The organism is Variovorax sp. 54 (assembly GCF_002754375.1).
In the GTDB taxonomy this organism is placed as follows: Bacteria; Pseudomonadota; Gammaproteobacteria; order Burkholderiales; family Burkholderiaceae_C; genus Variovorax.
Window position 1 is genome coordinate 5,614,581 of sequence record NZ_PEFF01000001.1, and the last position, 17,912, is coordinate 5,632,492.

Consider the following 17,912-nt stretch of genomic DNA (forward strand, 5'->3'; position numbering starts at 1 on the left):
GACATGGCGACCCCTCCACGGCCCAGTTTCCCGGTTCGACTGACCCCCACTGCCTCGGCCGCCACGCGCGGGCGCATGCCCGCTGTGCCGGTCAAGCCGATGGTGTCGTCCACGCCCTCGATGGCCTCCGATGCCGTGCGCGCGCGCATGGTGCAGAGGCTTGCGGCCCAGGGCATCAGCGATGCACGCGTGCTGCGCGCCATGGGCGCGGTCGAGCGGCATCGCTTCGTCGACAGCGCGCTGGTCAACCAGGCCTACGAAGACACCAGCTTGCCGATCGGGCTGGGGCAGACCATTTCCAAGCCCAATGTGGTGGCTCGCATGATCGAGCTGCTGCTGGGCGCGCCGGCACTGGCTGGCAAACCGCAGGACCGCCTCGGCCGCGTGCTAGAGATCGGCACCGGCTGCGGCTACCAGGCCGCAGTGCTGAACGAAGTGGCCACCGAGGTCTACAGCATCGAGCGCCTGCGCGGGTTGCACGAACGTGCCCGCATCAACCTGCGGCACTTCCGGCTGGCCACCGTTCACCTGATGTTGGGCGACGGCATGATCGGTTACGCAAAGGGCGCGCCCTACGCGGGCATCATCGCGGCGGCAGGCGGCGAGGCTGTGCCCGAGGCCTGGATCACGCAGCTCGCAGTGGGTGGCCGCATCGTCGCGCCGACCCATTCCGCCACCGGTGGACAAGCCCTCGTCGTGATCGATAAGACCCCTCGTGGGCTCGAGCGGCGCATTCTTGAGGCGGTTCACTTTGTCCCCCTAAAATCGGGCATCGCTTGAAGGAATAACAAATGCAGGGTTTTGGCAATCGGAGTTTGTTCGCAGGCATCACGTTGGCAGTTGTGCTCGTGATCGCAGGCTGCTCCGCACCGCGGGGTCCCGCGCCGGTCGAAGACCGGGGCACGATGACGCGCGCACCCGGGGCGACGGCGCCCGGTGGTCCCCCCATCACGACCGATGCGTCGGGCAAGCCGCTCGCCGGTATCGAGAACTACGGCAAGCCCGGCTACTACGCCGTGCGCCCCGGTGACTCCATCCGTCGCATCGGCAGCGAAACGGGCCAGCGCTGGCAGGACATCGTGCGCTGGAACAACCTCGACAACCCCGACCTGATCGAAGTCGGCCAGGTGTTGCGCGTGATTCCGCCAACTGGCGCCAGCGGCAGCACGGCCGTCGCTACGGCACCGTCTTCCTCTTCTTCCTCTGAAGGCGCAACCACGAAGCCGGTGGCCCCGCAGGCCTCCGTCACGCCGGCCGTGCCGGCCAGCGGTGCGAGCGGCACCAAGTCGCCGGCGCCTGTCACGGCCTCGCCCTCGGGGCCGAGCAGCGGCAACTCGGGCGACGACGACCTGGGGTGGATCTGGCCCGCGAGCGGTTCGCTGATCGCCGGTTTCGACGAAGCCAAGAACAAGGGCTACGACATCAGTGGCAAGGCCGGTGACCCCGTGCTGGCCGCGGCCGACGGCCGTGTGGTCTACGCCGGTGCCGGCCTGCGCGGCTACGGCAACCTGATCATCCTGAAGCACAACAACACCTACCTCACGGCGTATGCGCACAACCAGACGCTGCTCGTGAAGGAAGACCAGTCGGTTCAGAAGGGCCAGAAGATCGCCGAAATGGGCAACAGCGACGCCGATCGCGTGAAGCTGCATTTCGAGATCCGCCGCCAGGGCAAGCCCGTCGACCCGTCGCGTTACCTGCCCAATCGGTGATGCCATGGCTGCCTCCCGCCCTCGCCGCACACTGCCCGTGCGCGGGCTGGCGGGGCAGGGCAGCCCTTCACCTCGAACCAACGGGGGCCGCAATGGCCACCAGGACAGCGGCGACGAGCCGCTGAGCACGGACTCTCTTCCCGACGACCCCACCGCGGATCCGTCGATTCCCTCTGCAGCATCGACCCCGCTTCACGGTGCGACCGCCGAAGTCATGGGCGGCGAGGGTGCCGATGCCCTGACCATCTACCTGCGCCAGGTCCGGCGCACCGAACTCTTTACCCCCGCCGAGGAATACGCCGCCGCCTGCGCAGCACGTGCCGGCGACTTCGCGGCGCGGCAATCGATGATCGAGCACAACCTTCGGCTCGTGGTCAACATCGCCAAGAACTACCTGGGGCGCGGCATGCCGCTGTCCGACCTCATCGAGGAAGGCAACCTCGGGCTGATGCACGCCATCACCAAGTTCGAGCCCGAGCGCGGGTTTCGTTTTTCCACTTACGCGACCTGGTGGATTCGCCAATCGGTCGAACGTGCCGTCATCACGCAGTCGCGCGCGATTCGCCTGCCAGTGCATGTCGTGCGCGAGCTGCAGCAGGTCCTCAGGGCGCGTCGCACGCTCGAGGGCGATGCGGAGTTCCTGGCGAGTCGGCCGGACGGCGTGCGCGTCGAAGACGTGGCCGCGCTGCTCGGTCGCGAGGTGCAGGCCGTGGCCGACCTGCTGGCGCTGGCCGAGACGCCGCGTTCGCTCGATGCAGGCGACGCGCACGGCGAAGAAGGCTTCACACTGGCCGACACCGTGGCCTCCGACGACGAGCAGGGAAATCCGGCCGGCGTGACGCACACGCACGAGGTCGAGCGCCTGCTCGACCAGTGGGTGCAGGCCCTCAACGCGCGGGAGCGCGAGGTGCTCGAAGGCCGCTATGGTCTGCACGACCGGGAGCCCGAAACGCTCGAGGTGCTGAGCGTGCGGCTGGGCCTGACGCGGGAGCGCGTGCGGCAGATCCAGAACGAGGCGCTGGCCAAGATGCGCAAGCAGCTGGCGCGCTCCGGCGTGGGCCGCGACTCGCTGTTCTAGAGGCTCAAGAAAAGAAGGTAACCCGTCGCGGCCGGACCGCCCCGGCCACGCTGAGACAATCGGGGGATGACGGAATCCATCGAAGAAAAGAAAGTCCCCGCGAACCCCGCCGATGAATGGCTCCTGGTCGAGTCGCTCGACCTGGACGCGCAAGGCGTTTCACACAAGGCCGACGGCATGGTCGTGTTCATCGACGGCGCGCTGCCCTTCGAGGAAGTGCAGTTCAACGTCCATCGCCGCAAGAACAACTGGGAACAGGGCACGGTCACGCAGATCCGCCGCGAGTCCTCGCAGCGTGTGCGCCCCGGCTGCCCGCATTTCGGCCTGCACACGGGCGCGTGCGGCGGTTGCAAGATGCAGCACCTCGACGCCTCGGCCCAGGTGGCGGTGAAGCAGCGTGCCATGGAAGACAACCTCTGGCACCTCGGCAAGGTCAAGCCCGAGAACCTGCTGCGCCCGCTCGAGGGCCCGGCCTGGCACTACCGCTACCGGGCGCGCCTGTCGGTGCGCCACGTGGTCAAGAAGGGCACGGTGCTGATCGGCTTCCACGAGCGCAAGAGCCGCTACCTGGCCGACATGCAGGTCTGCCCCGTGCTGCCCAAGCAGGTCAGCGCCATGCTGATGCCGCTGCGCGCGCTGATCGGATCCATGGATGCGCGCGAGACCTGCCCGCAGATCGAGCTGGCCTGCGGCGACGCGCCGGATTCGACCGCGCTGGGCACCATCGCCCTGGTGCTGCGGCACCTGGAGCCGCTGTCGGGCGCCGACATCGGACGGCTCAAAGCCTTTGCGGCCGAGAACGAGGGCGTTCAATGGTGGCTGCAGGCCAAGGGCCCGGACACCGTGAAGCTGCTGGAAGAAGGCGGCACACCGCTGGCTTACCGCCTGCCCGCGTTCGGCGTGACGATGCCGTTCAAGCCCACCGATTTCACCCAGGTCAACCCGCACATCAACCGCGCGCTGGTCGGCAAGGCACTGCGCCTGCTCGACGTGAAGCCCGAGGAACGCGTGATCGACTGGTTCTGCGGCTTGGGCAACTTCACGCTGCCGCTGGCCAGCCAGGCGCGCGAGGTGCTGGGCATCGAGGGCAGCGACACGCTGGTGGCGCGCGCGACCGAGAACTTCAAGAGAAATCAGCCGGCAACGCCCGCGCGGCGTGCGCTGTCGGCCACCCAGTTCGTGACGCGCAACCTGTTCGACATGACGCCCGAGATGCTGGTGGCCGACGGCAGCGCCGACAAGTGGCTGGTCGACCCGCCGCGCGAAGGCGCCTTTGCGCTGGCCAAGGCGATGGCCGACCTGCACCTGCAACCTGAGCTCCGCACCGGCGGCTGGACGCCGCCGAAGCGCATCGTGTACGTGAGCTGCAACCCGTCGACGCTGGCGCGCGACGCCGGCCTGCTGGTGCACCAGGCGGGCTACCGCTGCACGTTCGCGGGGGTGGTGAACATGTTCCCGCACACCGCGCACGTCGAGTCGATCGCGGTCTTCGAGCTGGAATGAAAAAAGGCCCGAGAGGGCCTTTTTTCTTGGGGTCGGGGAAAGCGGCTCAGTCGCGCTCGCCGCCGAAGATGCCGAGCAGGGCCAGCAGGCTCTGGAACACGTTGAACATGTCCAGGTACAGGGCCAACGTGGCGCTGATGTAATTGGTTTCGCCGCCGTCCATTATCTGCTTCAGGTCATAGAGCATGTAGGCCGAGAAGATGCCGATGGCGGCCACCGAGATCACCAGCATGCCGGTGCTCGAGCCCACGAAGACGTTGATGACGGCGCCGAGCATCAGCACCAGGGCGCCGACGAACAGGAACTTGCCCATGCCCGACAGGTCGCGCTTGATGACCGTGGCCAGCGAGGCCATCACGAAGAACACGCCGGCAGTGCCGCCGAAGGCCGTCATGATCAGTTCGGGGCCGTTCTTGAAGCCCAGCACCATCGCGAGCAGGCGCGACAGCATCAGGCCCATGAAGAAGGTGAAGCCCAGCAGCACCGGCACGCCGGCGGCCGAGTTCTTGGTCTTCTCGATCGCGAACATGAAGCCGAAGGCGCCGCCGAGGAAGACCATCAGCCCGAGCCCGCCGGTGAGCGAGCGGGTGATGCCGGTGCTCACGCCGATCCAGGCGCCCAGCACGGTGGGCAGCATGCTCAGCGCCAGCAGCCAGTAGGTATTGCGCAGCACGCGCTGGCGTTCGGCCTGCGGCAGTGTCTGGCCGTAGCCGGTGGAAGTGTCGAGGGTGGTCACACGGTCGTTCATGGCCGAAGCTCCTGAGGTTGCTGCATGCATGCAATGACACGCAGTTGGGCGCATTCTAGGGGGCTGCAAGAGGGGGTATTGCAAAGACCGTATGCCCGATGTTCTTAAGCCCCGACGGGACGCTGCGGCGCCCCGCCGTTATGCTGTCGGGTTTTCGACGCAACCTGAGCTTATTCATGAAGACCAAATCATTCCTCGAACTCGCCGACGTCAAGGCCATTGCCGCTGCAGCGGAAGCCGAGGCCCTGAAGAACAACTGGGCCGTGACCATCGCCATCTCCGACGACGCCGGCAACCTGCTCTGGCTGCAGCGCCTGGACGGTGCCGCCGCGCTGTCCTCGCACATCGCCCCCGCCAAGGCGCACACCGCCGCCATGGGCCGTCGCGACAGCAAGGTCTATGAAGACATCATCAACGGCGGCCGCACCGCGTTCCTGACGGCGCCCCTGGTGGAAGGCTTGCTCGAAGGCGGCGTGCCGATCGTGAAGGACGGCCACGTCATTGGCGCAGTCGGCGTGAGCGGCGTGAAGTCGAACGAAGACGCGCAAATCGCCAAGGCCGGCATCGCCGCGCTCGGCCTGTAAGCCTTTTCCTTTCGCCCAAAGCAAAACGCCGACCATCTGGTCGGCGTTTTCTTTTTCGGGGCTTCAGCGTGAAAAAAAGCTTGGCTAGTCGGCGAACCGTTGGCTAGCAAAAAACGACCCTTCGGAGATGAATCTCCTCGAGTCGCCCCACGATGAAACTTGCGCGAGGGGCGGGCTGATCGACCTACTTGGTCAGGATCAGCTTGCCGAGTTTGGTGGCTTGAAGCCGGTAGAGCGAGCCGTTGTGCATGATGCCCACGGTCTTGCTTCCTTTCAGAAGCTCGGTGCTTTCGACCATCGGTGCCGGACGCGCCACCTGGATCGATGCATGACCGCCACCCGATTGGTCGAGCGAAGGGTGGTTCAGAACAGAAAAGGCATTCGGGGTGGCTGGCATCTGGAGTTCCTTTATGGAAGCGATGAGTGAATGATAATGATTCTCAATAAAAAGTCAATCGTCGCGATCAACTTTTTTTCAATCATTTGTTCATTCGTTCAGATCACTTCGCGTCGGGCTCGGTGATGAAGCCGATCTTGCGCACGCCGGCCTCACGCGCCTCGGCCATGGCCTTGGCCACGCGCTCGTAGCGCACGGCCTTGTCGCCGCGGATGTGCAGCTCGGGCTGCGGTTCCTTGGCGGCTTCGGCGGCCAGGCGGTTCGGCAGCTGGCTGTCGTCGATCTTCTCTTCGTTCCAGTAATAGGAGCCGTCGGCCGTGACGCTGAACAGGATGTTCTGCGGCTTGGGCTGCTCGGGCTCGCTGCTGGCACGGGGCAGGTCGATGTTGACCGCGTGCTTCATGACCGGCACGGTGATGATGAAGATGATCAGGAGCACCAGCATGACGTCGACGAGCGGCGTCATGTTGATCTCGTTCATCACCTCATCGGGTTCGTCTTGGGTTCCGAAAGCCATGATGCTGCTCAGCCCTTCTTGAGCGGAACCACGATCGCTTCATTGCCGCCGCTTTGCACGCGGGCGCCGGTCACGAAGTAGGCATGCAGGTCGTGGGCAAAGCTGTTGAGCTTGGTCAGCACGAACTTGTTGCCGCGCACCAGGGCGTTGTAGCCCAGCACGGCGGGGATGGCGACCGCCAGGCCCAGGGCCGTCATGATCAGCGCTTCGCCGATCGGGCCGGCCACCTTGTCGATGGTCGCCTGGCCGGCCGAGCCGATGCTCATCAGCGCGTGGTAGATGCCCCAGACCGTGCCGAACAGGCCGATGAACGGTGCCGTCGAGCCCACCGAAGCGAGGATGGCGAGGCCGGTCTGCAGGCGCGCCGTGAAGGCGTCGATGCCGTTGCGCAGGGCGCGCGTGATCCAGTCGCTCACGTCGAGCGCGTCGTGCAGGTGTGCCTTGGTGTTGCGGTGGTGGGCTGCGGCTTCTCGGCCCTCGAGTGCCAGCGCGCGGAAGGGGTTGCCGTCGCCGGTGCCCAGCTTGTTCAGGGCGGTGGCGAAGTCTTCGCTGTGCCAGAAGTCTTGCGAGTGCTTGGCGAAGCGCTTGTAGCGGATGACGTCGAGCGCCTTCACGATGATCACGATCCACGATGCGAGGGACATGCCGATCAACAGAATCGCGACAGCCTTGGTGACGAAGTCGCCCTGATTCCAGACGTTCATCAAGCCAAAATGGGAATCCATACGAAGTTGCTCCAGAGAAAAATTAGTTCAGGACGTAGTTGACGGGGGCGTCGTAAGACATGGCCTGCACCACGCCGTTGACCTTGCCGGGCACGAACCGGCATTTCATGATGTATTCCACGGCCGCCTCGTCGAGGCGATCGAAGCCGCTGGACTTCTTGACGTCCGCGCTTTTAGGCAGTCCGTCAACGCCCACGAGCACGCGCACGATCACTTTGCCCTGCTCGCCGAGGCGCTTGCTCATGGCCGGGTAAACCGGCTTCGGATTTTGTAGATAGTCGGCGTTGCTCGACGGCAATGACACAGCCGGCGGCGCCGGAGGCGACGGCGGCGGTGCGGGAGGGGCTGGCGGCGCGGGCGGTGCCGGTGGGGCAGGCGGGGGCGGCGGCTCGGTGGTGCCTGCGGGCGCGTTCGGCGCGGGCGTCGGCTTGGGCTCGCGGATGGCCTGCGGGCGCGGCGGCGGCGGCGCCTTGCTCACCTTGGGTTGCGGCGGCGGAGGAGGCGGGGGCGGCGGGTCGGCCTTGGGTTTTGGCGGCTCGACGAACTGGCTGAGGATCTCGACGGGAATCACCACTTCGGCGGCCCGGCGCAGCAGGCCGCTTTGCAGCGCCCACAGCGCGGCGCCGTGAAAGAGGATCACACCGCCGGCAATGACGACAGTGCGCGACAGGCCAAGAAAGGAGGGAGGGGGGGCAAAGCGGTCAGACACGATCAACCATTCGAATGCGGGCACTACAAATCGTGCCCCGATTGCAGCAAAACCGCTACAGAGACGCTACTTGCGAAAAATCCACCAGACAGAGCCGGCGACGAGGATCAGGCTGCCGCCGAGAGCCGAGACGAGTTCCATGCTTTGCTTTCCTTGATGGAGTTGGCAAGCTGGATCGCTCTCGGCGCCGATTCGCAGTTGAGTGCGGCCACCGGGTGAGAGACGCTGCACTGCGCCACGATGTCGCGGGCACAACCTTCACACTGGCCACACTGGGTGGCCACGCCGAGTTCGAACTGGACTTCGTCGAAAGTCATGCCCGCGCGCACATGACGTGCGATTTCACGGTCAGAGACTCGGCGGCAGACGCAAACGATCATGGCAGTGAAAGCGGCAGTTGGCTGGCTGTTGGATGTGACTCATTATAAATAAGAATCCATCGCATTTGCAATAACTATGGCTGACATGCGGTCGGAGTTTGCAAGCCGGTGTTACACCTCGGCCCAGAGGCGCAGCAGGTTGTGATAGTGGCCGGTGAGCGCCACGGTTTCCTCGCATTCGCCCAGGCGGGCGCGCAGTTTCTGGATCGTCTGGTCGAGTTCGAACAGCATGCCGCGCTGTGCGTCGTTGCGCACCATGCTCTGCAGCCAGAAAAATGAGCACACCCGGGCCCCGCGCGTGACCGGGTGCACGCGGTGCAGGCTGCTCGCCGGGTAAAGGATGAGGTCGCCGGCCGGCAGCTTCACTTCGTGCGAGCCGTAGGTGTCGATCACTTCGAGCTCGCCACCTTCGTAATCTTCCGGATCGCTCAGGAAGAGGGTGCACGACAGGTCGGTGCGCAGCTGCTGGCTGCTGCCCGGCACGGCGCGCACCGAGCCGTCGACATGCACGCCGTAGTGCTCGCCGCCCTCGTAGCGGTTGAACAGCGGGGGCACGAAACGCGAAGGCAGCGCCGCCGAGAAGAACAGCGCGTGGCGCGAGAGCGCGGCCAGGATGGTTGCGCCGAGTTCGCGCGAGACGGGTGAAGACTCCGGCAGCTGGCGGTTGCGCTTCACCTGCGCGCCCTGGTCGCCCACGGTTTCTCGGCCGTCGATCCACTGGGTGGCGTCGAGGGCGGCGCGCATCTCGCGCACCTGGTCGGGGCTGAGGACGTCGGGAATATGCAGCATCATTTCGAGGAACTCCGGAGAAAGGAATCGCGCCGCGCGCTCACGGCCGGGCCGATGATGCCGCACGGGGAGCGTTGCGTCGGCGGCGGGCCATCCGGTCCGATTCAGTAGACATCACGCCGGTAGCGTCCGCTGGCGGACAGCTCGGCCCAAAGATCGTCGCCGGCGATCTGTCGCAGCGCGGCGTCCACGCCCGACGCCATGCCCTGCAGGCTGCCGCAGACATAGACGGCCGCGCCGTCGCGCAGCCAGGCCTGCAGCGTGTCGGCCACCTGCAGCAGCCGGTGCTGCACGTAGAAGCGCTCGGCCTGGTCGCGCGAGAACACCATGTCGAGCCGCGCGAGCGTGCCGTCGGCCTGCCAGCCTTCGATCTCCTCGCGGCAAAGGAAGTCGTGGGCGGACTGGCGCTCGCCGAACACCAGCCAGTTGTCTTTCCGGCCGGCGGCGGCGCGCGCGCGCAGATGGGCGCGCAGCCCGGCCAGCCCGGTGCCGTTGCCGATCAGGATCAGTGGACGGTTCTCGTTGCCCTCGAGCTGGAAGCCGCGGTGCGGCCGCAGGCGCAGCGCGACGGTGTCGCCGACCGAGAGCGTCGAGGTGAGCAGGCCCGATGCCGCGCCCATGGAACCGTCGGGGTGCTGTTCCTGCCGCACGAGCAACTGCAGTTCGCCATCGGCGGGCATGGAGGCGATCGAGTAGTCGCGCGGTCGTGCCGGATCACTCGCGACCGCCACCTGCACCAGGTCGCCCGACGCCCAGTGCGGCAGGGTGCCGGCTGGCGGTGTCAGGCCGATGTGAAAGACCGGGCCGCCCGTGCTGCCGGCGTTGAGCAGTTCGCGCCGCGTGAGCCGCCAGGGCGCAAAGCTCGCCGGGGCGTCGTCGGTGTCCTCGGGTGCGTCGCCCCAACGCGAGTGCCAGTCGGCGAGCGCGGCGGGGTCGCTGTTGTCGACCTCGAGGGGGGCGAAGTCGCGCACGGCGCCGGACGTGTGGAGCCACGCATCGAGTGCGCGGCCGAAGCCGCAGAAGTGGGCGTACTGGCGGTCGCCCAGCGCCAGCACGGCGTAGCGCAGCGAAGGCAACGCCAGCGGCGTACCCATCACGCGCTCGGCGAACACGCTGGCCCCGTCGGGCGCGTCGCCTTCGCCGTAGGTGCTGGCCACGAAGAGTGCCCGGCGGGCCGAGGCGAGCGTGGCGCTGTCGAGTGCGTTGAGCGCCATCACGCGCACCGCGGTGCCAGCCGCGCGCAGCCGCCGTGCGGTCTGCCAGGCGATGGTTTCGGCCTGGCCGGTCTGGCTGGCGAACAGCACGAGGGTGGGCGAGGCTTGCGCGTCGTCACTGGCCGACAGCGCCGCAGCTTCGCGGGCTGCAGTGGCGTGCAGTCCCCGCTGACGCGCATAGATGCCCAGGCACAGCGCGGCATAGGCCGCGACCGTGGCGCTGGCCCCCAGCGCACGCCACAAGGTCTCGGTCATGCGCCGGCCTGCGCCTGCCACGCGCGCGTGGCGCGCTCGGTGAGCGATCCGTCGTCGGCGCGGGAGATGAACAAGGCCGCGACGTCGCGCTGCTGCGCAAAGGCCAGGCCCTCGTCGGGGCCGAGCACGGTCAGCACGGTGGCGAGCGCATCGGCCTGCATGCATTGCGGGTGCAGCACCGTGACGCTGGCCAGTGCATGCGCCACCGGCTCGCCATCGCGCGGATCGATGGTGTGCGACCAGCTGCGGCCTTCGAGCGCGCGCCGGTGCCAGCGGTCGCCCGAGGTGGCCACGGCCATGTCGGCCAGGGCGATGCGTTGCGGGAGTGGCATCTCGGTGTCGACCTGCACTTGCCACGGCGCGCCGCCGGGTCGTCGGCCGATGCCGCGCAGCTCGCCGCCGATCTCGAGCAGCAGGTCGGTGAGGCCGAGTGCGCGCAGCGCGTCGACACCGTGGTCGACTGCGAAGCCTTTGGCGATACCCGAGAGATCGAGCTGCACGCCGCCGGGTTGCAGCAGCGTGTGATCGGATTCATCGAACGTCAGCCGTTGCCAGCCGACATTCGAGTGGATCACGGCCAGCGCGTCGGGCGAGGGCAGGGTGTTGTCCTGCGACGCTGCGGGGCCAAAGCCCCAGCGCGCCACCAGTGCGCCGACCGTCGGATCGATCGCACCGCCGCTGGCCTGCGCCCACGCGAGCGCGCACTGCATCACCCGCGCAAACTCCGCCGGCAGCGCATGGCGCGAGCCAGCGGGCGCCGCGTTGAAGCGGCTGATGAGGGAGTCGGGCTCCCAATGGCTCATCTGCGCGATCACGCGCGTGAGCGCGGCTTCGACCGCCTCGCGCATCTGCGCGAGCGGCAGCATCTGCGGGTTGTCGAAGCGCAGCGACCAGGTCGTGCCCATCGTCTGCCCGCCGAGCTGCTGAAGGCTGGCGGGATCGGCGCGACGGGGGACGGCCGCGTTGGCGTAGCCGCCCACGCGCCAGGTGGTGCTGAACGAAAGGCCCAAGGGAGCGGGTGCTGCCGGTACAGGCGGCAGGGTCAGGGCATCACTTCCAGGGTGGCCGCGTAGCTCAGGCGGCGTTCCTTGGCTTGCGGCACGGTGGTCTTGCTGTCCTTGGTGCTGGCGTCGAGCCAGTACATGCCGGCGCTCGGCCAGGTCACGCTGAACTGGCCCTTGTCGTCGGTCTTGAGCTTGAGCTCTTCGAGCTTGTCGCGGTACTGGGTGTTGCCGGCGGTCACCGTCACTTCGAGGTCCTTGGCGGGCTTGCCGTCCAGGTGCAGCGTGAAGGTGGCCTTCTCGCCCTTGGCGAGGTCGGTCGGGCTGCCGGCCGAGATCAGTTCCAGGCCCTGGCCGATGGGCTTGAGCGCCGAGGGCTTGCCGACGGTCACGAAGGTCTCGATGCGGCCGGCCGATTGCGTGATCGTCACGTCCTGCGCGTCGGCCGGGATTTCCTTGCCGATGGTCTCGGCGGTGCCGCGGGCGCGCTTGTTCTGGCCCGTGGCCTTGTCCTTCCAGGCGGCGAACGCGCCGTTGTTGACCACCGCGATGCGGTACGTGCCCGGCTGTGCGACGTTCACGTCGAACACGTTGCGCAGCTTGAGCTTGGCTTCGGATTCGGGCTTCACTGCGCTGCCGTCGGGGGCGGTGATCTGCAGGCCCTCCAGGCGCAGCGGCGCGTGGTTGGCAACGAACAGGTCGTTCGACACGGCGGCGTCGACGCTCACGGTGTCGGCCTTCGACAGTACGGTGGTCGAGGGCAGCAGCCAGGCGTTGTGCGCCTGGGTCACGGAAGCAACGGCCGAAAGGGCGAGGGCGAGGCCGGCGGCGCGCAGGGTGAAGCGGGTCATGGGGGTCCTTGGAATGAGAGGGCAGGCGGGTGTGTGGAGGCGATGTTCAGGGCTTGAGTTCGAGCTTGATCTCGCCGAGCTCTTCCTTGCCGGCCACGACCGGTTGCGCAGCCGCGGTGGGCGGCCACTGGAACGGGATGGTCACGACTTCGCGGCCGCCGACTTCACGGGCGGCTTCCACCACCAGTTTGTAGGCGCCGGGGGCGAGCTTCGGCATGGCGCCCGAGCCTTCGGTGAAGCTCAGCTGGTGCTTGCCTGCGGGCTTGGAGGCGCCGGTCACGCCGTCGACCGGCACGGCCAGTTCACGGCCGCCGCGGCGCCACCACTGGCGCATGTCCTTGAGCCACTTGGTGCCTTCGCCTTCGGGGTTGTTGGTCTTGGTGCGCACGTCGTACCAGACGGCCAGCGTGCCGGCCATCGTGCTGTCGGCGCGCTCGATCCAGGTCGCCACGTAGGGACGGTGGTACTCCGACACGTTGAGCCGGGGGATCTCGATGTTGACCGACAGGCCGGCGGCAATGGCCGGAGCCGCGAACAGCGCTGACATGGCGATCGGTGCGAGCGAGTAGCGAAGGTGCACGGGAAACCTCTTTTCCTGAATCAACAAAAACAACGTGCCGACTGATCCAGCTATCGAATCGGTCAGTGAATGAACAGCAGCGCGAGCAGCACGGGCACCACCAGCCCCATGCCCACCATGGGCCAAGTGAAGGGGCGGTTGCCTGCATGCATCTTGAGAATGAACAGCCCGGTGACCGAGAAGACCAGCGTGGCGGCCGCGAAGATGTCGATGAACCAGCTCCAGGCCGTGCCGGTGTTGCGGCCCTTGTGCAGGTCGTTGAAATAGGAGAGCCAGCCTCGGTCGGTGCGCTCGTATTCGACCTCGCCTTCAGGCAGGCTCAGGCGCAGCCAGGCGTCGCCGCCGGGGCGAGGGAGCGAGAGGTAGATTTCGTCGTCGGACCACTCGGCCTCGCGGGCGGCGGTGTCGATGTCCCACTGCTTGCGCAGCCAGGCTTGCAGGTCTGCGGGGAGCGGGGCCTTGCCCTGCTGGGCCTTGGCGGCCGGCAGCTGTTGTTCGAGGCGGGCGCGCAGCGCGTCGTCGACGGTGCCGTTGTGCGTGGTGACCACCGGCTTGGCCTCGATCTGGCCCGCGTGGTTGAGCGTGAAGCCCGTGACGCTGAACAGAATCATCCCGACAAGACAGATGGCAGAACTGACCCAATGCCACTCGTGGAGGGTCTTGAGCCAATAGGCGCGGCGGCGGTTGTCGGAACGGGCGGGGGCAGTCATCGAAAGCGCGAATTGTATTCGCGCAGATGAGAATGACTGCTATTCAGTGAGGATAAAGTTAAGTAAAGAGCAATAAAAAACGGGACCGAAGCCCCGTTTGTTTGCAATGCCGTGGCGGCGCTGCGTTGTGCTTACTCGAGCTCGCCCACCTGCAACTGCAGGTAGTTCTGCAGGCCGACGCGGTCGATCAGGTCGATCTGCGTCTCGAGGAAGTCGATGTGCTCCTCGGTGTCGTCCAGGATCTCTTGCAGCAGGTCGCGCGAGACATAGTCGCGCACCGATTCGCAATGCGCGATGCCGTCCTTGATGGTCGCTTGCGCGCCGGTTTCGGCGCCGAGGTCGCAGCGCAGCAGCTCGGGCACGTCTTCGCCGATGTTCAGCTTGCCCAGGTCCTGCAGGTTGGGCAGGCCGTCGAGCATGAAGATGCGGTCCATGAGCTTGTCGGCGTGCTTCATCTCGCCGATGGATTCTTCGTATTCCTTCTTTGCCAGCTTGTCCAGGCCCCAGTGCTTGAGCATGCGGTAGTGGAGGAAGTACTGGTTGATCGCAGTCAGCTCGTTCTTGAGCTGCGCCTGCAGGTGTTCGATGACTTTGGGGTCGCCCTTCATGATTCTTTTCCTTGTTCTGAAAGCGGTGATTGTCGGAGGGGCGAACACGCACTTGCAAGCAAACCCATGCTGCGCCGGTCTGCATGCGTGTGATGGTGATACACGTTCGTATTGACCTGGCGCAAGGCGATGCGCGAGGCGATGGCAAACATAGGGGGTTCCAATACTTTCAATAGTTGATATCTATCAAAAACTACGTATTGGTAGTTATACTCATGGCTCGCACTTTTCTTTCCAACCGCAGCATCCAAGGAATCACATGTCCCTGATCAACACCGCAGTCCAACCCTTCAAGACCCAGGCTTACCTCAATGGCAAGTTCATCGATGTGTCCGACGAGACGCTCAAGGGCAAGTGGTCTGTGCTGATCTTCATGCCGGCGGCCTTCACCTTCAATTGCCCGACCGAAGTCGAAGACGCGGCCGACCACTACCCCGAGTTCCAGAAGCTGGGTGCCGAGGTCTACATCGTGACCACCGACACGCACTTCTCGCACAAGGTCTGGCACGACACGTCGCCGGCTGTCGGCAAGGCCAAGTTCCCCCTGGTGGGCGACCCGACCCACACGCTGACCAACGCGTTCGGCGTGCACATCCCCGAAGAAGGCCTGGCACTGCGCGGCACCTTCGTGATCAACCCCGACGGCATCATCAAGACCGCCGAAGTGCACTCCAACGAAATCGCCCGCGACGTCAAGGAAACCCTGCGCAAGCTGAAGGCAGCTGTCTACACCGCCGAGCACCCGAACGAAGTCTGCCCGGCCAAGTGGAATGACGGCGACAAGACCATCGCTCCGTCGTTCGACCTCGTCGGCAAGATCTAAGCGCCCCGCGCAAAGCCCGGGCGCTCACGAAGCCCCGGGCTTTTTTGTCCCCAGTTGATAGTTTTCAGATATCGAAAGTGAGTCCCTCATGCTTGACGCCAGCACCAAAGCCCAATTGAAAAGTTACCTCGAACGCGCCACGCAGCCGATCGAGATCGTTGCCTCGCTCGATGACAGCAAGGCTTCGGGCGAAATGCTGTCACTGCTGAAGGACGTTGCCGAAGTCTCGCCGCTGGTCACGCTGACCGAAAGCCGCGACGACAACCACCGCAAGCCCTCGTTCTCGGTCAATCGCCCGAGCGAAAACCACGGCCCGCGCTTTGCCGGCCTGCCGATGGGCCATGAATTCACATCGCTGATCCTTGCGCTGCTGCAGATCGGCGGCTACCCACCCAAGGTCGAGCAGGCCGTGCTCGACCAGATCAAGGCGCTCGACGGCGACTTCGAGTTCGAGATCTACGTCTCGCTCACCTGCCACAACTGCCCCGACGTGGTCCAGGCGCTGAACCTGATGGCCATCCAGAACCCGCGCATCCGCACCACGATGATCGAGGGCGGCACCTTCCAGGATGAGGTCAAGGAACGCCAGATCATGGCCGTGCCGACCGTGTTCCTGAACGGCACCGAGTTCGGCCAGGGCCGCATGAGCCTGGAAGAAATCCTCGCCAAGATCGACACCAGCGGCGTCGAGCGCGAAGCCGCCCAGATCGCCGCCAAGGACGCGTTCGACGTGCTGATCGTCGGCGGCGGCCCCGCCGGCGCCGCCGCTGCGGTGTACGCCGCACGCAAGGGCATCCGCACGGGTGTCGCCTCGGAGCGCTTCGGCGGCCAGGTGCTCGACACGCTGGGCATCGAGAACTTCATCTCGATCAAGGAAACCGAAGGACCGAAGTTCGCCCACGCCCTCGAAGAGCATGTGCGCGACTACGACGTCGACATCATGAATCTGCAGCGCGCCAAGGCGCTGGTGCCGGGCAACGACCTCATCGAGGTGCAACTCGAAAGCGGCGCGTCGCTCAAGAGCAAGACCGTCATCATCTCGACCGGTGCCCGCTGGCGCAACATCAACGTGCCGGGCGAGCATGAGTTCAAGAACAAGGGCGTGGCCTACTGCCCGCACTGCGATGGCCCGCTGTTCAAGGGCAAGCGCGTCGCCGTCATCGGCGGCGGCAACTCGGGTGTCGAGGCCGCCATCGACCTCGCCGGCATCGTCGGCCACGTCACGCTGATCGAATTCGACACGCAACTGCGCGCCGATGCCGTGCTGCAGCGCAAGCTCAAGAGCCTGAAGAACGTCGACATTTTCACCAACGCGCAGACCACCGAGATCACCGGCGACCAGAAGGTCAACGGCCTGGTCTACAAGGACCGCGCGACGGGCGAACTGAAGAAGGTCGAACTCGAAGGCGTGTTCATCCAGATCGGCCTCGTGCCCAACACCGACTGGCTCAAGGGCACGGTCGAGCTCACGAAGCACGGCGAGATCGTTGTCGATGCGCGTGGCCAGACCTCGGTGCCCGGCGTGTTCGCGGCGGGCGACGTCACCACGGTGCCGTTCAAGCAGATCATCATCGCGGCCGGCGACGGCGCGAAGGCGGCGCTCGGCGCATTCGACCACCTGATCCGCTCGACGGCGCCGGCCTGAGCCCCGGGGGAGCGCTGAAAGAAAAGGGGTGCCATCGAGCAGATGGCACCCCTTTTTCTCGTGCGTGACGGGTGAGGCGGATCAGTAGACCAGCCGCTCAGGCCGCAGCTCTTGCAGGATCGTGGTGGCGATTTCCTCGATCGACTTGGTGGTGGTCGACAGCCAGCGGATGCCGGCGCGCCGCATCATGGCCTCGGCTTCGCTGATTTCGTGGCGGCAGTTCTCGAGGCTGGCGTAGCGCGAGTTGGGGCGGCGCTCGTTGCGGATCTCGCTCAGCCGCTCGGGCTGGATCGTCAGGCCGAAGATCTTCTTGCGGTGCGGGCTCAGCGCGGGCGGGAGCTGGCGGCGGTCGAAGTCTTCGGGAATCAGCGGGTAGTTCGCCGCCTTCAGGCCGTGCTGCATCGCCAGATAGAGCGAGGTGGGCGTCTTGCCGCTGCGGCTCACGCCGACCAGGATCACGTCGGCGCCTTCGAGGTCGCGGTGGCTCTGGCCGTCGTCGTGCTGCAGGCTGAAGTCGATGGCCGCGATGCGGTCGTTGTAGGCCTTGCTCTTGCTCACGTCGCTGAAACGGCCGATGCGATGGTTCGACTTCATGGCCAGCTCGATTTCGAGCGGCCGCACGAAGGTGCCGAACATGTCGAGCAGCATGCCCTTGCAGCCGGTTTCGATCACGCCCAGCACGTCCATGTTGGCCAGCGTGGTGAAGACGATGGGCCGAACGCCCTCGACCTCGGCTGTGTGGTTGATCTGCCGCACCGCCTGGTGCGCCTTGTCGACTGTGTCGGTGAACGGCAGCCGCACGTGGCGCGGCTTCATCTCGAACTGGGCCAGAACGGCGTTGCCGAAGGTTTCGGCGGTGATGCCGGTGCCGTCGGAGACGAAGAAAACAGTGCGTGTATGCATGGTGTTGCTTTTGCGGCGGAGTCCTGCGGCGCGCGCGACCTGCCACGCCTACAATCCGGGCCATTATCGGGAATCCGCTTTCCCCACCCCCTCGAATTCTTTCCATGCACACCGCGACCGCACCCAAAGCAACGACAACGATCGTGCTGCGCCGTCTGCATGCAGCGCCGGTTTCAACTT

21 protein-coding genes are annotated in these 17,912 nt (G+C 66.0%); 7 read left to right on the forward strand and 14 right to left on the reverse strand.

Annotated features, from left to right (window positions below):
- Positions 1–3: 3 nt before the first annotated feature.
- The 4 genes from CLU95_RS25665 (at position 4) to rlmD (ending at position 4,293) form a co-directional block, all read left to right on the forward strand.
- Entirely contained in the window at positions 4–780 is a 777-nt protein-coding gene (locus CLU95_RS25665; RefSeq protein ID WP_099796202.1) for a protein-L-isoaspartate(D-aspartate) O-methyltransferase, read from the forward strand.
- An 11-nt stretch (positions 781–791) separates the two neighbouring features.
- A complete protein-coding gene (locus CLU95_RS25670) occupies positions 792–1,712 on the forward strand; it encodes a peptidoglycan DD-metalloendopeptidase family protein (protein ID WP_099796203.1) in 921 nt (306 codons plus the stop codon).
- A gap of 4 nt (positions 1,713–1,716) precedes the next feature.
- Positions 1,717–2,790, forward strand: coding sequence for a sigma-70 family RNA polymerase sigma factor (locus CLU95_RS25675; RefSeq protein WP_099796204.1), 1,074 nt, complete (start codon positions 1,717–1,719; stop codon positions 2,788–2,790).
- 66 nt (positions 2,791–2,856) lie between these two features.
- Positions 2,857–4,293 carry a 23S rRNA (uracil(1939)-C(5))-methyltransferase RlmD gene (rlmD, locus tag CLU95_RS25680; RefSeq protein WP_099796205.1) on the forward strand — a complete coding sequence of 479 codons (1,437 nt, stop codon included), beginning with the start codon at positions 2,857–2,859 and terminating at the stop codon, positions 4,291–4,293.
- 46 nt (positions 4,294–4,339) lie between these two features.
- Here rlmD and CLU95_RS25685 read toward each other — a convergent pair whose 3' ends face one another.
- A complete protein-coding gene (locus CLU95_RS25685; protein ID WP_099796206.1) occupies positions 4,340–5,041 on the reverse strand; it encodes a Bax inhibitor-1/YccA family protein in 702 nt (233 codons plus the stop codon).
- Positions 5,042–5,217: 176 nt separating this feature from the next.
- On the opposite strand from CLU95_RS25685, the gene CLU95_RS25690 reads away from it, so the two are divergent.
- On the forward strand, positions 5,218–5,625 hold the full coding sequence (locus CLU95_RS25690) for a GlcG/HbpS family heme-binding protein (protein WP_099796207.1): 408 nt from the start codon (positions 5,218–5,220) through the stop codon (positions 5,623–5,625).
- A gap of 184 nt (positions 5,626–5,809) precedes the next feature.
- Here the strand turns inward: CLU95_RS25690 and hemP are convergent, their stop codons facing one another.
- From hemP to bfr, 12 genes are all read right to left on the reverse strand, one after another.
- The gene (gene hemP, locus CLU95_RS25695; protein WP_099796208.1) at positions 5,810–6,022 is read right to left on the reverse strand and encodes a hemin uptake protein HemP; all 213 of its coding nucleotides are present in this window, start codon (positions 6,020–6,022) and stop codon (positions 5,810–5,812) included.
- Between the two features lie 103 nt (positions 6,023–6,125).
- Positions 6,126–6,539 (reverse strand): ExbD/TolR family protein, encoded by a 414-nt coding sequence (locus CLU95_RS25700; RefSeq protein WP_099796209.1) that lies wholly within the window; start codon positions 6,537–6,539, stop codon positions 6,126–6,128.
- Between the two features lie 8 nt (positions 6,540–6,547).
- Positions 6,548–7,264: a MotA/TolQ/ExbB proton channel family protein gene (locus CLU95_RS25705; protein WP_099796210.1), complete on the reverse strand. Its 717-nt coding sequence runs from the start codon at positions 7,262–7,264 to the stop codon at positions 6,548–6,550.
- A 22-nt stretch (positions 7,265–7,286) separates the two neighbouring features.
- The gene (locus CLU95_RS25710) at positions 7,287–7,976 is read right to left on the reverse strand and encodes an energy transducer TonB (RefSeq protein WP_441351516.1); all 690 of its coding nucleotides are present in this window, start codon (positions 7,974–7,976) and stop codon (positions 7,287–7,289) included.
- 104 nt (positions 7,977–8,080) lie between these two features.
- Positions 8,081–8,353, reverse strand: coding sequence for a (2Fe-2S)-binding protein (locus CLU95_RS25715; protein WP_062473051.1), 273 nt, complete (start codon positions 8,351–8,353; stop codon positions 8,081–8,083).
- 111 nt (positions 8,354–8,464) lie between these two features.
- Complete coding sequence (locus CLU95_RS25720) at positions 8,465–9,145, reverse strand: Fe2+-dependent dioxygenase (protein WP_099796212.1); 681 nt, start codon at positions 9,143–9,145, stop codon at positions 8,465–8,467.
- 101 nt (positions 9,146–9,246) lie between these two features.
- Entirely contained in the window at positions 9,247–10,611 is a 1,365-nt protein-coding gene (locus tag CLU95_RS25725; RefSeq protein ID WP_099796213.1) for a sulfite reductase subunit alpha, read from the reverse strand.
- Positions 10,608–11,621 carry an FAD:protein FMN transferase gene (locus CLU95_RS25730; protein WP_099796214.1) on the reverse strand — a complete coding sequence of 338 codons (1,014 nt, stop codon included), beginning with the start codon at positions 11,619–11,621 and terminating at the stop codon, positions 10,608–10,610. The genes CLU95_RS25725 and CLU95_RS25730 overlap by 4 nt, the downstream gene beginning before the upstream one ends.
- Positions 11,622–11,653: 32 nt before the next feature.
- Positions 11,654–12,463 carry a DUF4198 domain-containing protein gene (locus CLU95_RS25735; protein ID WP_099796215.1) on the reverse strand — a complete coding sequence of 270 codons (810 nt, stop codon included), beginning with the start codon at positions 12,461–12,463 and terminating at the stop codon, positions 11,654–11,656.
- 46 nt (positions 12,464–12,509) lie between these two features.
- Positions 12,510–13,010, reverse strand: coding sequence for a DUF2271 domain-containing protein (locus CLU95_RS25740; RefSeq protein WP_180288759.1), 501 nt, complete (start codon positions 13,008–13,010; stop codon positions 12,510–12,512).
- Positions 13,011–13,105: 95 nt separating this feature from the next.
- A complete protein-coding gene (locus CLU95_RS25745) occupies positions 13,106–13,753 on the reverse strand; it encodes a PepSY-associated TM helix domain-containing protein (protein WP_099796217.1) in 648 nt (215 codons plus the stop codon).
- A 131-nt stretch (positions 13,754–13,884) separates the two neighbouring features.
- Positions 13,885–14,361 carry a bacterioferritin gene (gene bfr, locus CLU95_RS25750; protein WP_062473038.1) on the reverse strand — a complete coding sequence of 159 codons (477 nt, stop codon included), beginning with the start codon at positions 14,359–14,361 and terminating at the stop codon, positions 13,885–13,887.
- Positions 14,362–14,620: 259 nt separating this feature from the next.
- Here bfr and ahpC point away from each other — a divergent pair, with 259 nt between their 5' ends.
- Positions 14,621–15,184: an alkyl hydroperoxide reductase subunit C gene (ahpC, locus tag CLU95_RS25755; protein ID WP_062473036.1), complete on the forward strand. Its 564-nt coding sequence runs from the start codon at positions 14,621–14,623 to the stop codon at positions 15,182–15,184.
- A gap of 88 nt (positions 15,185–15,272) precedes the next feature.
- Positions 15,273–16,829, forward strand: coding sequence for an alkyl hydroperoxide reductase subunit F (gene ahpF, locus CLU95_RS25760; protein WP_099796218.1), 1,557 nt, complete (start codon positions 15,273–15,275; stop codon positions 16,827–16,829).
- 81 nt (positions 16,830–16,910) lie between these two features.
- On the opposite strand, the gene ppsR is transcribed toward ahpF, so the two are convergent.
- Positions 16,911–17,732, reverse strand: a complete 822-nt coding sequence (gene ppsR, locus CLU95_RS25765) for a posphoenolpyruvate synthetase regulatory kinase/phosphorylase PpsR (protein WP_062473023.1) — start codon at positions 17,730–17,732, stop codon at positions 16,911–16,913.
- Between the last annotated feature and the right edge of the window lie 180 nt (positions 17,733–17,912).

Coding starts and splice junctions, on each gene's coding strand:
- CLU95_RS25665 (WP_099796202.1), top strand. CDS start 4: ATGGCGACCCCTCCACGGCCCAGTTTCCCGGTTCGACTGACCCCCACT.
- CLU95_RS25670 (WP_099796203.1), top strand. CDS start 792: ATGCAGGGTTTTGGCAATCGGAGTTTGTTCGCAGGCATCACGTTGGCA.
- CLU95_RS25675 (WP_099796204.1), top strand. CDS start 1,717: ATGGCTGCCTCCCGCCCTCGCCGCACACTGCCCGTGCGCGGGCTGGCG.
- rlmD (WP_099796205.1), top strand. CDS start 2,857: ATGACGGAATCCATCGAAGAAAAGAAAGTCCCCGCGAACCCCGCCGAT.
- CLU95_RS25685 (WP_099796206.1), bottom strand. CDS start 5,041: ATGAACGACCGTGTGACCACCCTCGACACTTCCACCGGCTACGGCCAG.
- CLU95_RS25690 (WP_099796207.1), top strand. CDS start 5,218: ATGAAGACCAAATCATTCCTCGAACTCGCCGACGTCAAGGCCATTGCC.
- hemP (WP_099796208.1), bottom strand. CDS start 6,022: ATGCCAGCCACCCCGAATGCCTTTTCTGTTCTGAACCACCCTTCGCTC.
- CLU95_RS25700 (WP_099796209.1), bottom strand. CDS start 6,539: ATGGCTTTCGGAACCCAAGACGAACCCGATGAGGTGATGAACGAGATC.
- CLU95_RS25705 (WP_099796210.1), bottom strand. CDS start 7,264: ATGGATTCCCATTTTGGCTTGATGAACGTCTGGAATCAGGGCGACTTC.
- CLU95_RS25715 (WP_062473051.1), bottom strand. CDS start 8,353: ATGATCGTTTGCGTCTGCCGCCGAGTCTCTGACCGTGAAATCGCACGT.
- CLU95_RS25720 (WP_099796212.1), bottom strand. CDS start 9,145: ATGATGCTGCATATTCCCGACGTCCTCAGCCCCGACCAGGTGCGCGAG.
- CLU95_RS25725 (WP_099796213.1), bottom strand. CDS start 10,611: ATGACCGAGACCTTGTGGCGTGCGCTGGGGGCCAGCGCCACGGTCGCG.
- CLU95_RS25735 (WP_099796215.1), bottom strand. CDS start 12,463: ATGACCCGCTTCACCCTGCGCGCCGCCGGCCTCGCCCTCGCCCTTTCG.
- CLU95_RS25740 (WP_180288759.1), bottom strand. CDS start 13,010: ATGTCAGCGCTGTTCGCGGCTCCGGCCATTGCCGCCGGCCTGTCGGTC.
- CLU95_RS25745 (WP_099796217.1), bottom strand. CDS start 13,753: ATGACTGCCCCCGCCCGTTCCGACAACCGCCGCCGCGCCTATTGGCTC.
- bfr (WP_062473038.1), bottom strand. CDS start 14,361: ATGAAGGGCGACCCCAAAGTCATCGAACACCTGCAGGCGCAGCTCAAG.
- ahpC (WP_062473036.1), top strand. CDS start 14,621: ATGTCCCTGATCAACACCGCAGTCCAACCCTTCAAGACCCAGGCTTAC.
- ahpF (WP_099796218.1), top strand. CDS start 15,273: ATGCTTGACGCCAGCACCAAAGCCCAATTGAAAAGTTACCTCGAACGC.
- ppsR (WP_062473023.1), bottom strand. CDS start 17,732: ATGCATACACGCACTGTTTTCTTCGTCTCCGACGGCACCGGCATCACC.